Here is a 13,208-nt window from a genome sequence, read left to right as displayed (position 1 = left end):
GCTTCTGACGCAGAGGCACCTCTTTTGGATTACGCGCGCGAACCGACCTGTTGACGTGGTGGAAGATGGATCGATTGACCAAATAAGGATTCCATCGATTCCGTCAAGGCTTCGACCCTACTCGGATGTGCCATGACAGGGAAGAGGAGATCTTCTCGTTTCGCTGTCAGTTCCAGTGCTTGGGTGAATTGACCGACGAGACGATGAGCATCGTCACCGATCATATGAATACCAAGGATCAGTGATGTCTGTTCGTCAGCGATGACCTTGACGAACCCACTGCCACCTTCAATCGTCGTCGTTCCGTTTGCATTTAGTGGGAACTGTCCACTCTGAACAGTATGTCCGGCTTCACGGGCTTCCTGTTCCGTCATCCCGACCGAAGCAATCGGAGGAAACGTTCGCAGAACGGTCGGATAATACGGTGTCGTCGGATCGACGTCTTGACCGGACAAGTGAGCTGCTGTCCGCTTCGCTTCGTGAATCGCACGAGTGGCGAACTGTGGACCCGGGGTCACATCACCGATCGCGTAAATATGCGGTTGATTGGTTTGTCCGTATGCGTCGACGGGGATCGTCCCGTCTTCTGCAAGCGTCACGCCGATCCGTTCGAGACCGAGCGTCAAACTGTTCGGAATCCGGGCGAGGGATTGGAACAGATAGGCGCCATGATAGGTGACTTCTTCACCGTTTTTCATGACCGTGACGGTCGCGTCTACTGAAGCATCGATCTGTGTCACGACATCCGACACGAGACGGATTTTTTGCTTTTTGAATGTCCGCTTCAGTTCCTTTTCAACGCTTGGTTCAAGCGACAATCGATCGGCAAACAACGTCACCTCTGTACCGAGAGCATGGAAACAGGCTGCGGCTTCAAGTGCTAATGTGTCGGAGCCAATGATCAATAAGCTGGTTGGTAACTGCTCGAGTTGATAAAGCTGTTCGGCATTCAGTCGGCACGATTCCTCGTGCTGGATGCTGTGACTACCGGTCGCGATGATGACATCTTGGAATCGATACGTATCGAACTGATGTCCCGACTCGACACCGATCCGGTCCTCTGACAGGAAGGAAGCTGCACCAGAAATATGCTCGATTTGATTCGCCTGACAGAGGGCGACGACACCTTGACGTAATTGCTGCACGACACGATTGCGGTAAGCATTCAGTTTACTGAAGTCATGGACAGTAGGGGTGGTGAATCCAAGGTCTTCAAGATGAGGCAAGCGTAACATTTCTTCTGCCGCATGCGCATAAACCTTGGACGGGATACAGCCTCGGTTCAAACAAAGTCCACCGAGTTCAGCTTGTTCAATCAGTGTCACCTTACGACCGCCTTGCGCAGCACGGATCGCTGCCGTGTAACCTGCAGGACCCCCACCGATGATCAGGAGATCCCGTTCTTGTGTAAGTTCGCCAACAACCATGTTAGATCAACTCCAAAAGTAGGGTAGTCGGATGTTCAATCAGTGAAACGAATCGATTTGTAAAGGCAACGGCCGTTGCCCCGTCTGCGACGCGATGATCGAACGACATCGACAAATTCATCATCGAGCGGACGACGATTTGATCGTCTTCATCGACACAGGCTCGTTTTTTCGTCTTGTGGAAGGCAATCAATGCCGTTTCCGGATAGTTGATGATTGGTGTAGCCCCCGTACTGCCCAGTGGACCAACATTGCTCATCGTAAAGGTACTTGGCTTTAAGTCCGCTGCACGTAAGGCACCGTTTTGAGCACGTTGTTGCAACGAAATCAGTTGATCATGCAATTCCGTCAGTGAGAGCCGATCGGCATGACGGATGACTGGCACCATTAACCCGTCTGGTGTCTCGGTTGCCATGCCAAAGTGGAAATCCTGCTCTAATCGAATACATTCATTCGCTTCATCGAGTTTGGCATGGAAGACGGGATAGTCTTTTAAGGCAACGATCAAGGCTTTGATGAAGAAAGCATTGATGTTGATATTTCGTCCAGCGGTTTTCCATTCTGCGCGTAGTGCGAGCAAGCGCGTCATGTCAACTTCCTCAAAGTGGGTGACGTGCGGAATCGTGTACAGCGACTGGGTCATCTTTTTCGCGATTTGCTTACGAATGCCGCGGAACGGAATCGTTTCCGGTGGCGTTTGTTGTTGCGTAACCTCCTCCTCGACGATGGATGGAACCGTCTCCTGTGGAGCAACTGCAGCATTGACGAAGCGAAGCACATCGTCCTCCGAGACTCGACCTGATGGATCGGAGGCCGTGATAGATTCGATATCAATTCCGTGATCACGAGCAATTTTTCGTGTGTACGGTGTCGCAAGGACCCGTTTTGATGGAGATGCTTGAGCAGGTGGGGCCGCGACAGCGACAGGCGCTGGTTCAGATACGCGCGACACTTCAGAAGCGTTACTTGCTTCGATGTGCAACAACGTCGTACCGACTTGCACCGTCTGACCGACCGGAATGATGATTTCCTTGACGATTCCGGAGACAGGAGCCGGTAGTTCAGCGACCATCTTATCGGTCGCAACCTCAACGACCGGTTGATCGGTCGTGACGTGGTCTCCGACTTGAACGAGATAATGCGCGATTTCACCTTCCGTCATACCTTCCCCGACATCATGTAACTTGACTTCGATCATGGGACTCAGCTCCTTAAAACTCGACCGTACGCTGAATCGTCGCAAGGACTCGTTCCGGCGTCGGAATGTAATGGTCTTCGAGGGCGAACAGTGGAACCGGAACATCAAAACCTGTCACACGGGCAATTGGTGCCCGTAAATAAAGAAACGCCGTATCGTTGATCAACGTGACGAGATCATTCCCGAGACCACCCATCGCTGCGGCTTCATGCACGATGACGGCACGACCGGTCTTTTGAACGGAAGCAGCGATTGTGTCCCGGTCAAGCGGATAGAGCGTCCGTAAGTCGAGGACTTCGCAAGAAATACCGCGTTCCTGTGCAGCCATCGCTGCCTTGTGAGCCACTTGGACCATTGCCCCCCAAGCGATCAACGTCACGTCCGTCCCTTCACTGACGCAGCGCGCTTTTCCGATCTCGACGGTATAGGACTCGCTCGGTACGACTTCCTTGAATGAACGGTAACTACGCATCGACTCGAGGAACAACACGGGATCTGGATCTTCAATCGCAGCAATCAATAACCCTTTTGCGTCGTACGGTGTCGCCGGACAGACGACCTTGAGACCGGGCATTGATGTAAAGAGCGCCTCCGTACTATCGGAATGGATTTCCGGTGCCCGGATGCCGGCACCATAAGGCGCACGAATGACCATCGGCACACTATAGCGTCCCATCGTTCGCATCCGGATACGAGAGACATGGGTCATGATTTGTTCATAGGCAGGATAGATGAAGCCGAGAAATTGAATCTCGACGATCGGTTTAAAGCCATTGATGGCAAGACCGATCGATGTACCGACGATGCCGGCTTCACTGAGCGGTGTATCAACGATCCGGTCTTCACCGAACTCTTCTTGTAAGCCGTCCGTCGCTCGGAAGACGCCACCGTTTTTTCCGACATCTTCTCCAAGAACGAGTGTCGTCTCATCCTCCGACAATTTTGTCCGCAGGGCATCCGTGACAGCTTGAACGAGTGTCATTTCTGTTTGACGATTGATTGGTGTTGCCATCTCATTTCCCCCTTGCTAGCAAATACGCTTCTTTTTGTTGCTGCACATCAACCGGTAAGGTCGCGTACGTATGATCGAACAAGTCATTGATGTCTGGTGCCTTGAATTGCTCCATCGCAGCTACTGCCGCTTCGACTTCTGTTTGATGCCGTTCCTGCAGCTGTTGCATCCATGTTTCGTCAAAATAGCCTTGGTGTTTTAAGAAGTGTTCGAGTCGATCGAGCGGATCAACTCGGTCGCGCGAGCGTGCTTGATCCCGGTATTTTGTTGGATCATCTGCTGTCGTATGGGCACCAAATCGCCACGTGACGGCTTCGATCAATGTTGGTCCACCACCAGAACGGGCACGTTCAACGGCTGCTTGCATCGTGAAATAGACGGCAAAGGCATCGTTTCCATCAATCCGAACACTCGGCATCCCGTAGGCGATCGCTTTTTGCGCGATCGTCTCAGAATGCATCTGTTTTTCGATCGGAACAGAGATCGCGAACTGATTGTTTTGGTTGAACAGGATGACTGGTGCTTGGAAGACACTCGCGAAGTTCATTCCTTCATGGAAATCCCCTTCAGACGTCGCTCCGTCACCAAAGTAGGCGACCGCGACATTCGTCGTGCCTTTTCGTTTTTCCGCCCATGCGGCACCGACGGCATGCGGAATTTGCGTCGCAATCGGTACGGCAGGAGGAAAGATGTGTTTCTCAGACGGGACGCAGCCTTCAACACGACCGTTCCAGTAGAGGAGTGTCCGCACCATGTCGGCACCGAACGTCAACGTTGCGCCGTGATCCCGGTACGTCGGGAACAACCAGTCTTGATCGGACAACGCGAGTGCACTACCGACTTGCGCTGCCTCTTGTCCTTCGAACGGTGCATAAGTGCCGAGGCGCCCTTGGCGTTGTAAGTTGATCGCCTTCCGGTCGAACGTCCGGATTCGGTGCATCTGTTCATATAGGGTGAGGGCAAGCTCTTTTGTCAGATCGTGTTCTTTTGAGGCATCGATGATACGACCTTCTTCATCGATGATGCGTTGAATCGGAAAATGTTGCTCCATGTCAGTCCCTCCTTCAGTGGTTACGGATATCCCATTTTGGTTTTGTCGTGTTCGTGAAGATGTTGTTGTGTTTCGCCCGGATCTGCATCCGTTTTTCACACATCCGGTTCGCTGCTTCGACCGTCGTGATGTTTTCTGCTTGCGACTCTTTGAAGACTTCGAGAACTGCGTCATAGATGTGACGCGTTTTTAGGAGAACCCGTTCGTGATTTGCTCCATACAGTTCGTCTGCCACTTGGATCAGCCCACCACCATTGACGATATAGTCTGGGGCATATAAGATGCCACGATCCATCAAGACGTGAGCAAGTTGTTCTTCCGCGAGTTGGTTGTTCGCCGAACCACAGATGGCTTTGCACGGTAAGAGCGCGATGTTTTGAGCGTGAATGACACCACCGTATGCACACGGGACAAAAATATCAGCATCCGTCAGATGAATTTCATGAGGCGAGACGACGCGAACCGTGCCAGGCGCCATTTCTGCTTGGGTTACGATTGCTGCTAGTGCCGCTTCATTGACGTCAGAGACATAAATCGTCGCCCCGGCGAGCAACAGTTGTTCGGCGACCTTAAAGCCGACTTTTCCGAGTCCTTGGATCGCGTAGGTTGCCCGACTTAATTCATCTGAACCGAATAACGTCTCGATCGTCGCCCGCAGTCCATAGACGACACCTTCAGCCGTTGGAATCGATGAATCACCACTACCACCAAATGCTTCCGGAATGCCGACGATCCGTGATGTTTCTCGGCTAGCATGAACGAAATCATCCATCGTCGTGCCCATGTCCGTTCCCGTGTAGAACCGACCACCGAGCGAATCGACGAAGCGACCGAAGGCACGGAAAAGCTCTGGTGATTTATCCGTCGCTGGATTACCGATGATGACGGCTTTACCACCACCAAAATCAACATCAGCGGCAGCGCATTTGTACGTCATACCGCGCGACAAACGCAGCACATCGTCAAGTGCTTCATCAACAGAAGCATAAGGCGCCATGCGGCATCCACCGAGAGCAGGACCGAGCGTCGTATCATGAATGGCGATGATGGCTTGTAACCCCGAGACAGGGTCGTTGCAAAAGACGACTTGTTCGTGACCAGCGATTTTTTCCATGATCGAGAGCGTTGGATTCGTAGATGGGTTTAACATGTTCATAGTAGAGTCCTCCTCTATCAAATATAAGTAAGCGCTTTCATTTTGTCGGAACATTATTTTGTAATTTTTCTTGAATCCGGCTTTTTTCTAAAATGAATTGTGTGACTTCCCCTATACCGATGATCGTTTGTCCGTCTCGGACTTCAATGCTCGCGTCAACGCGACGTGAGGTCATCGACGTTACTGTCGCAGTTATGATCAATCGTGCTCCTTCCGCTGCCATACCAAGATGCTTCAGTGAAACTGCACCCCCAACACCTTCTTCACCAGCTTCTAGGTAAGGCAAGATCAGTTGACGTGCTGCCCATTCCATGTGATAAACCATCGAAACGGTGGAGTATGCTGGATGAACGAGCTGACCTTCGAATCGTGCAAACATATCTTCCGAGACGACCGCTTGAATCTCTGCTGTATCCCCGACAGCTAACCCTAGTTTCATCGTGATCCCCTTTCACAACACCGCATCTTTATTCAACCAAGTGGTCTTACCAAAAATAGTATAACACTTGTCACACGATATTTTATCAACCCGTTACAAAATGAGCAAATCATTTCAAAAATATTTTCCAAAAAAAGACTGTCTATCATGAAATCTCTTGTTTAATGTTGATTAATTTATCGATAAGTGCGTTGAAGTGATAAAGTGAGAAACGTTTGGGAGCATTTAACAAAACAAGATTGACAACATTGTGAACGTATCGTACGTTAAACATATAACTAAAAACAAACGACCGTTTTATTATTGTATACATGATGAGGAGGTGCAGATATGTACGATCAACATCACGAAACGATGGATGCTCAAACGCGGGAGCAGTTGCAGATGGAGCGATTGCGCCAAACGATGGAACACGTCACGCGCGTCCCGTTCTATCAAGAACGTCTGCAGACCTTACAGATGACGGCGAACGATTTTCAAACGATCGAGGATCTACGAAAGTTTCCCTTCACACGTAAACAAGATTTACGCGATCATTATCCGTTCGGACTATTTGCCGTCGAACGAGAAGAGGTCACCCGGATTCATGCCTCGTCTGGAACGAGCGGTAAACCGACCGTCGTCGGATATACGCAAGAAGATTTAGAAGACTGGGCCGGTGCCGTGGCACGCAGTTTAGTCTTAGCCGGTGGATCACCAGCTGATTTGCTGCACAATGCGTATGGTTACGGATTGTTCACAGGTGGTCTCGGGCTTCATGCAGGGGCAGAAAAACTAGGCATGACGATCTTACCGATTTCCGGTGGCAACACGGATCGCCAAATCACATTGATCGAGGATTTCCGACCGGACGGAATCTGTGGGACGCCTTCGTATATTTTACGCTTGGCAGAACGCATGATTGAACGTGGTATCGATCCACGGAAAACAAGTATGCGTTATGGCATCTTTGGGGCCGAGCCTTGGTCTGAGGAGATGCGGCAGACACTCGAACAGACCTTTGATCTGCAGGCATTCGATATCTATGGACTCAGCGAAATCATGGGACCGGGTGTCGCAATGGAGTGTCAAGAGCAGGCAGGTCTGCATATCATGGATGACTTATTCATTACGGAAGTCGTCGATCCCGTTACGGGGGAACCGTTACCAGATGGCATGGTCGGGGAACTCGTTTTTACAAGCTTGAAAAAGAAAGCGCTTCCAATCATTCGATACCGGACAGGCGACTTAGCTTCGATCACACGTAAAGTGTGCGCTTGTGGTCGGACGACGACACGAATGTCACGTGTCAAAGGGCGGACGGACGACATGCTGATTATCCGAGGGGTCAACGTCTTTCCGTCAGAAATCGAGCGGGTCTTGCTCCAACAACCGGACGTGACGCCACATTATCAAATCCATCTCGTACGTAAAGCCGGACTCGATGCTGTTGAGCTACATATCGAATTCGAAAATATCTCAGAACGACAAATGCGTTCGATATGTGACGCCATCAAGTCGGAATGTCTCATTTCCATTGATCTCGTCTGTCACCCGAATCAAGGGTTACCACGATCGGAAGGTAAAGCCGTCCGGGTCGTTGATCGACGCTCGACATCACTCGTCTGATTCAAAGGAGGAACTAGCATGTATGATGCAACACAACTGTTCGAACCCGTCCAACTGACGGAAGACGAAAAATTAGCACGCTTCAAAGAACGAATCGAGCAAGGTGAAAAGATCGAAGCCGATGACTGGATGCCTGCTTTTTACCGAGACACACTGATTAAACTGATTTCGATGCACGGTATCAGTGAAATCATGGGTGCACTTCCGGAAAAAGAATGGGTTCCAAAAGCACCATCGCTTCGACGAAAACTTGGCATCATGGCGAAGGTCCAGGATGAAATGGGGCACGGGCAATTGTTGCTTCGTGTCGTTGAGGATTTGATGAAGCCGTATGGCAAGACACGTGGGGATTTGATGGATGATTTATTTACGGGACGATTGAAATTTCACAACGTCTTCCACATGCCGACACGGTCATGGGCCGATGCCGGAATGATTGGTTGGCTTGTCGATGGCGCGGCGATCATCACGCAGACGAACATGCTCGGCGCTTCGTACGGACCGTACGCGCGTGCCTTGCAACGGATCTGTGCAGAGGAAGTCTTCCACGCACAACACGGAGAGTCGATCATCATGGCACTCGCAGAAGGAACACCGGAACAGCGGGCAATGATTCAAGAATCACTGGATGAGTGGTGGGAATCCTTGTTGATGTTCTTTGGACCAGCCTCGAAAGAGACGACCGGGACATCGAAACAGGACGTGACGATCGCTTATAAGATTCGGACGAAAACGAATGAAGAGCTCCGGCAAAACTTCTTTACAAAGTACGTGCCGCGGATTCGTTCGCTCGGACTCGTCATTCCAGACCCGACGTTACGTTTTGATGAAGAGACAGGGCAATGGGAATACGCACAGCCGGACTGGACGAAATTCAAGACGATCATCCAAGGTGGAGGACCGCGTTCGAAAGAGCGACTAGATCTGCGCCGGACATCTTATGAGAATAATGCTTGGGTACGGGATGCACTCGCTGAAACGAAGGCATGAGAGGGGAAGGTACGATGAACGAGACGTTCTATCACGAATTCGAAGTCTTTAGCAAACGGACGCCGAACGCGGCGTTCACGCATCAATTCAGTTTACTTGCTCCAAATAAAGAGATGGCGTTACTGATGGCACAAGAAAACTTCATGCGCCGGGAACCGGTCGTCGATATCTGGGTCGTCAAACGTGAAGATATCCGTGGTTTGTCACCCGATGAAAAGCAGATGCTCCAACGCCTTGATAATAAGGACTACCGGACGACTAAAGGATATGGCTACTTGAAGAAAAAATGGCGACATTACGAGCAACAGATGCTCGATGAAAAAGAGATCATGTCGTGGCAAGGAGGCGATTCCAAATGACGGAACAAGAACGGACGGCACTCGCCTCCTTACTGTATCAACTCGCAGATGATGATTTCCTCTACGCGTATCGTGGTTCGGAATGGCTCGGACTTGCACCGCATATCGAAGAGGACGTCGCTTCATCCTCGATCGCGCAAGATTCGATGGGGCATGCGGCAATGTATTACCAACTCCTCGAGGAACTTGGTGAAGGCAATGCCGATGCGTTAGCCCATGTCCGCTTGGCACACGAACGGAAGAACTCGATTCTTGTCGAACGTGTCAATGGACCCGGCTATTATATGGAAAAACCCGAATATGACTGGGCATTCGCTGTCGTCCGGAACTATTGCTATACGGTCGCGAAAAAGATCCGGATTGATGCGTTGAAATCGAGCAGTTACGAGCCACTCGCTGCTGCTGCCGTCAAGATCAACATGGAGTTGTACTATCATTTGCTGCACTGGCAAACATGGTTCACCCAGCTCTACCAATCGACGGAGACAGCTCGCCAGAAGATGGACGCAGCCCTAGAAAAAGTCCTCTATGACTTCGGCGACATGTTCGATTATGGTGAACACGGTCAACTGATCGAAGAGATGCGGTTGATCGAAGGGCAAGGGATTTTACTTGATCGTTGGTATCAGACGATCACACCGTTACTCGTCGAATTGAACGTGACCCTCCCAGAAATGCAGATGACACGCAATGGACGGGACGGCGATCACACGGAAGACTTGAATGACGCACTCGCGACACTCGGAGAAGTCTATCTGATCGATCAAACGGCGACGTGGTGAAAGGAGAGGGAAGCATGACGACACTTCAACATGCGATCCGTGAAGCCCTGAACGGGGTGAAGGATCCAGAAATCGATAGCGTCAGTATTTTAGATCTTGGCATGGTCGAGACGATGGACGCGGAAGCGACGGCGCATGGCTACACGGTGCACGTCACGCTTCTCCCGACGTTTCTCGGTTGTCCGGCGCTTGAAATCATTAAAAAAAATACCGAAGCTGCCTTGCAGGTGATTCCGAACGTCGAACAGGTCGATGTCCAGTTCCGGTTTGATCCACCGTGGACGTCAGACCGGATCACAGAACAAGGGATGCAAGGATTAAAAGCATTCGGCATCGCACCCCCTCGATTCGAACAAGGGAAGTGGGAGATCGACTGTCCGTATTGTGGATCGACGTATGTGACGATGGAAAACTTATTCGGACCGACGGCATGTCGAAGTATTCTCTACTGTAAATCATGTAAAAATCCATTCGAGGCGATGAAACCCGTCTCTACTCTCATGTGAAGGAAGGTAATCAATATGGCAAAATTAATCGCACTTTACAAACACCCGGAAAACAAGGAAGCATTCGATCAGCATTACTTTGAGGTCCATGGTCCGTTAACAGCAAAAATTCCAGGACTACAAGAAATGAACGTCACGAAAATCGTCGGTTCACCAATGGGTGGAGACGGAAAGTACTACTTGATGTGCGAGATGGTCTATGAAAGTCAGGAAGCGATGCAAGCTGGCATGCGTTCGCTCGAAGGAAAAGCGTCAGGGAAAGACTTGATGAGCTTTGCGGGGGATCTCGTCACATTGATGATTGGTGAAGATGTCCATGCCGACACAACAGTACGTTAAGACGGAAATGGTTGGTCGGATCGGTCGAATTCGCCTCGACCGGACGGCACGATACAATGCGCTGAACCGGACGATGGTCCGCGAAATCGTCGAGGCGATGGAGATATTTGATCGTGACGATCAGGTGACGGTCATCGTCTTGACGGGAAACGGAAAGTCGTTTTCAGCAGGTGCTGATATCGAGGAGATGCTCGAAGCGACACCGATCTCGATGGAACTCCTCGATCCGTTCGCGGACTGGGACCGAATCAGCCGAATCAAAAAACCGATCATCGCAGGTGTCCACGGTTTTGTTCTCGGAGGCGGCTTCGAACTGGCGCTCGCTTGTGATTTAATCTACGCCAATCCCGCGACTCAGTTCGGTTTTCCAGAAGTCGGACTCGGCGTCATGCCGGGAGCAGGCGGGACGCAACGTTTGACGAAATGCATTGGTCGAACGCGGGCGCTCGAATGGCTCTTCACGGGTGACTGGATGCAGGCAGATGAAGCAGAACGACTTGGCATCATCAATCGAGTGACGATGGACGTTGAAGCGACGGTGCTGGCGATGGCAGAGCGGTTATCGAACCAGCCGAGCATGGCGTTACGACTGATCAAGGACGCAGCAAACAAAGCCGTCGATTTGTCGTTACAAGATGGGATGGAGCACGAACGCCGGAACTTCTATCTGTTGTTCGCAACAGCCGATCAAACAGAAGGTATGCAAGCTTTTCTCGAAAAACGCCCACCGATTTTCAATCAACAGGAACAGGAGTGAATACAATGTCGACAGTACATGAAAAAACACTTGAAATGAAACGGTCCGTCTATCATTTGCTCATTAACGGCGAACAAGTCGAAGGTGCAACAGGCGAGACATTTAAAACATATAATCCGGCAACAGGTGAAGTGATTGCGGAAGTTGCAAAAGCGTCGAAGGAAGACGCTGATCGTGCCGTTCAAGCGGCACGGGATGCGTTTGATCACGGGAAGTGGAAGATGTGGCCAGTCGGACGCCGCGCGCAAATCTTAAATAAGATTGCGAGCATAATGCGTTCCCGCTTCAACGAAATCGTCGAACTGGAGATTCTCGATACAGGGAAATCGCTAGCAGCGGCGCAAGGACAAGTCACGCAAGCGATTGAAGACTTTGAGTTCTACGCAGGTGCGATCGTCGGTCACCGCGGTGTCGTCAATAACGTGCCGGGACAATTCCATAACTACACAGAAAAAGAAGCGGTCGGTGTTTGTGCACAAATCATCCCGTGGAACTATCCGTTGATGATGGCAGCTTGGAAAGTCGCACCAGCAATCGCAGTCGGTTGTTCGGTCGTCGTCAAACCAGCGACGTTGACTCCGTTGACAGCGATCATTCTTGGTGAGATTTGTCTAGAAGCTGGTGTACCAGCGGGTGTCGTCAACGTCATTCCGGGATCCGGACGCGAGATCGGTAACCATCTCGTTGAGCATCCTCACGTCGATAAAGTCGCCTTCACGGGCTCGACACCAGTCGGTAAAGACATTATGGGACGTGCGTCGGAAACACTAAAACGAGTCACGCTCGAACTCGGTGGGAAATCGCCGAACATCGTTTTTGAAGATGCAGACGTGACAGCAGCCGTTGATGGTTCGTTGTTCGGAATCTTCTATAACAGCGGTCAATCGTGTGAAGCACGCTCGCGTTTGTATGTTCACGAAGAGATTTACGACGCATTCATGGAGCAATTCGTCGCGAAGACAAAACAACTCGTTCTCGGCAATCCATTTGATAAAGGGACACACGTCGGAGCGATCATCGACCAACAACAAGTCGATGTCATCGATGGATACGTCCAGTCAGCGAAAGCAGACGGAGCGACAATCGTCACAGGTGGTCATGCGACAGCACCAGAAGGATACGAAAAAGGCTTCTGGTACGCACCAACGATCATCACCGATGTCACGCACGAGATGAAAGCGGTCAATGAAGAAATCTTCGGACCGGTCGTCGTCGTCATGCCGTTCAAAGATGAAAAAGAAGCGATTCGTTTAGCGAATGATACGTCGTTTGGACTCGGATCAGCGGTTTGGACAAAAGACGGTGCAAAAGCGACGCGCGTTGCCAACCAAATCAAAGCCGGTATCGTCATGGTCAACTGTCCGTTTTCTGCTTTCCCAGGTACACCGTTTGGTGGGTATAAACAATCAGGATTCGGTCGTGAACTCTGTATCGAAACACTTGATCTGTACACAGAAACGAAGAGTATCTTGTCGTATTACGGCAGTCGTCCACTCAATCCGTTCGGACTATAAGCAAGAGGGAAGGCTGGAGTTCCGTCGGGAAGTCCAGCCTTTTTTAACAGCACAGGGGATAAGGGGGAAA

General features: G+C 50.8%; 14 protein-coding genes. 8 read left to right on the top strand and 6 right to left on the bottom strand.

Annotated features, from left to right (window positions below; genetic code table 11):
* Nucleotides 1–29: 29 nt before the first annotated feature.
* Genes B3S86_RS00510 through B3S86_RS00485 form a run of 6 tightly spaced genes read right to left on the bottom strand, consistent with a single transcriptional unit; the run spans nucleotide 30 to nucleotide 6,283 of the window.
* Nucleotides 30–1,427, bottom strand: a complete 1,398-nt coding sequence (locus B3S86_RS00510) for a dihydrolipoyl dehydrogenase family protein (RefSeq protein ID WP_290748006.1) — start codon at nucleotides 1,425–1,427, stop codon at nucleotides 30–32.
* A gap of 1 nt (nucleotide 1,428) precedes the next feature.
* The gene (locus B3S86_RS00505; protein ID WP_290748003.1) at nucleotides 1,429–2,625 is read right to left on the bottom strand and encodes a dihydrolipoamide acetyltransferase family protein; all 1,197 of its coding nucleotides are present in this window, start codon (nucleotides 2,623–2,625) and stop codon (nucleotides 1,429–1,431) included.
* Between the two features lie 13 nt (nucleotides 2,626–2,638).
* Nucleotides 2,639–3,637 (bottom strand): alpha-ketoacid dehydrogenase subunit beta, encoded by a 999-nt coding sequence (locus tag B3S86_RS00500; RefSeq protein ID WP_056063806.1) that lies wholly within the window; start codon nucleotides 3,635–3,637, stop codon nucleotides 2,639–2,641.
* Between the two features lies 1 nt (nucleotide 3,638).
* Nucleotides 3,639–4,688 (bottom strand): pyruvate dehydrogenase (acetyl-transferring) E1 component subunit alpha, encoded by a 1,050-nt coding sequence (gene pdhA, locus B3S86_RS00495; RefSeq protein WP_290747998.1) that lies wholly within the window; start codon nucleotides 4,686–4,688, stop codon nucleotides 3,639–3,641.
* 13 nt (nucleotides 4,689–4,701) lie between these two features.
* The gene (locus B3S86_RS00490; protein ID WP_035411065.1) at nucleotides 4,702–5,844 is read right to left on the bottom strand and encodes a Glu/Leu/Phe/Val family dehydrogenase; all 1,143 of its coding nucleotides are present in this window, start codon (nucleotides 5,842–5,844) and stop codon (nucleotides 4,702–4,704) included.
* Between the two features lie 37 nt (nucleotides 5,845–5,881).
* Nucleotides 5,882–6,283, bottom strand: a complete 402-nt coding sequence (locus B3S86_RS00485; RefSeq protein WP_290747994.1) for a thioesterase family protein — start codon at nucleotides 6,281–6,283, stop codon at nucleotides 5,882–5,884.
* A 330-nt stretch (nucleotides 6,284–6,613) separates the two neighbouring features.
* Between B3S86_RS00485 and B3S86_RS00480 the strand changes: the two genes are divergently transcribed.
* Genes B3S86_RS00480 through B3S86_RS00445 form a run of 8 tightly spaced genes read left to right on the top strand, consistent with a single transcriptional unit; the run spans nucleotide 6,614 to nucleotide 13,138 of the window.
* The gene (locus tag B3S86_RS00480; RefSeq protein WP_290747992.1) at nucleotides 6,614–7,891 is read left to right on the top strand and encodes a phenylacetate--CoA ligase family protein; all 1,278 of its coding nucleotides are present in this window, start codon (nucleotides 6,614–6,616) and stop codon (nucleotides 7,889–7,891) included.
* An 18-nt stretch (nucleotides 7,892–7,909) separates the two neighbouring features.
* Nucleotides 7,910–8,881, top strand: a complete 972-nt coding sequence (paaA, locus tag B3S86_RS00475; protein WP_035411059.1) for a 1,2-phenylacetyl-CoA epoxidase subunit PaaA — start codon at nucleotides 7,910–7,912, stop codon at nucleotides 8,879–8,881.
* A 14-nt stretch (nucleotides 8,882–8,895) separates the two neighbouring features.
* On the top strand, nucleotides 8,896–9,240 hold the full coding sequence (gene paaB / locus B3S86_RS00470) for a 1,2-phenylacetyl-CoA epoxidase subunit PaaB (protein ID WP_023466991.1): 345 nt from the start codon (nucleotides 8,896–8,898) through the stop codon (nucleotides 9,238–9,240).
* Nucleotides 9,237–10,022, top strand: coding sequence for a 1,2-phenylacetyl-CoA epoxidase subunit PaaC (gene paaC, locus B3S86_RS00465; RefSeq protein WP_056063799.1), 786 nt, complete (start codon nucleotides 9,237–9,239; stop codon nucleotides 10,020–10,022). Before paaB ends, paaC begins: the two co-directional genes overlap by 4 nt.
* Before the next feature lie 14 nt (nucleotides 10,023–10,036).
* Entirely contained in the window at nucleotides 10,037–10,528 is a 492-nt protein-coding gene (gene paaD / locus B3S86_RS00460; RefSeq protein WP_290747986.1) for a 1,2-phenylacetyl-CoA epoxidase subunit PaaD, read from the top strand.
* A 15-nt stretch (nucleotides 10,529–10,543) separates the two neighbouring features.
* Nucleotides 10,544–10,867: an EthD family reductase gene (locus tag B3S86_RS00455; protein ID WP_023466996.1), complete on the top strand. Its 324-nt coding sequence runs from the start codon at nucleotides 10,544–10,546 to the stop codon at nucleotides 10,865–10,867.
* Entirely contained in the window at nucleotides 10,845–11,624 is a 780-nt protein-coding gene (locus B3S86_RS00450) for an enoyl-CoA hydratase/isomerase family protein (protein WP_290747981.1), read from the top strand. Before B3S86_RS00455 ends, B3S86_RS00450 begins: the two co-directional genes overlap by 23 nt.
* A gap of 5 nt (nucleotides 11,625–11,629) precedes the next feature.
* Nucleotides 11,630–13,138: an aldehyde dehydrogenase family protein gene (locus B3S86_RS00445; RefSeq protein WP_058703594.1), complete on the top strand. Its 1,509-nt coding sequence runs from the start codon at nucleotides 11,630–11,632 to the stop codon at nucleotides 13,136–13,138.
* Nucleotides 13,139–13,208 lie beyond the last annotated feature (70 nt).

It is taken from the genome of Exiguobacterium sp. UBA3968, assembly GCF_002385115.1.
In the GTDB taxonomy this organism is placed as follows: Bacteria; Bacillota; Bacilli; order Exiguobacteriales; family Exiguobacteriaceae; genus Exiguobacterium_A.
This window is presented reverse-complemented; position numbering and strand designations above follow the sequence as displayed.

Coding starts and splice junctions, on each gene's coding strand:
- B3S86_RS00510 (WP_290748006.1), bottom strand. CDS start 1,427: ATGGTTGTTGGCGAACTTACACAAGAACGGGATCTCCTGATCATCGGT.
- B3S86_RS00505 (WP_290748003.1), bottom strand. CDS start 2,625: ATGATCGAAGTCAAGTTACATGATGTCGGGGAAGGTATGACGGAAGGT.
- B3S86_RS00500 (WP_056063806.1), bottom strand. CDS start 3,637: ATGGCAACACCAATCAATCGTCAAACAGAAATGACACTCGTTCAAGCT.
- pdhA (WP_290747998.1), bottom strand. CDS start 4,688: ATGGAGCAACATTTTCCGATTCAACGCATCATCGATGAAGAAGGTCGT.
- B3S86_RS00490 (WP_035411065.1), bottom strand. CDS start 5,844: ATGAACATGTTAAACCCATCTACGAATCCAACGCTCTCGATCATGGAA.
- B3S86_RS00485 (WP_290747994.1), bottom strand. CDS start 6,283: ATGAAACTAGGGTTAGCTGTCGGGGATACAGCAGAGATTCAAGCGGTC.
- B3S86_RS00480 (WP_290747992.1), top strand. CDS start 6,614: ATGTACGATCAACATCACGAAACGATGGATGCTCAAACGCGGGAGCAG.
- paaA (WP_035411059.1), top strand. CDS start 7,910: ATGTATGATGCAACACAACTGTTCGAACCCGTCCAACTGACGGAAGAC.
- paaB (WP_023466991.1), top strand. CDS start 8,896: ATGAACGAGACGTTCTATCACGAATTCGAAGTCTTTAGCAAACGGACG.
- paaC (WP_056063799.1), top strand. CDS start 9,237: ATGACGGAACAAGAACGGACGGCACTCGCCTCCTTACTGTATCAACTC.
- paaD (WP_290747986.1), top strand. CDS start 10,037: ATGACGACACTTCAACATGCGATCCGTGAAGCCCTGAACGGGGTGAAG.
- B3S86_RS00455 (WP_023466996.1), top strand. CDS start 10,544: ATGGCAAAATTAATCGCACTTTACAAACACCCGGAAAACAAGGAAGCA.
- B3S86_RS00450 (WP_290747981.1), top strand. CDS start 10,845: ATGCCGACACAACAGTACGTTAAGACGGAAATGGTTGGTCGGATCGGT.
- B3S86_RS00445 (WP_058703594.1), top strand. CDS start 11,630: ATGTCGACAGTACATGAAAAAACACTTGAAATGAAACGGTCCGTCTAT.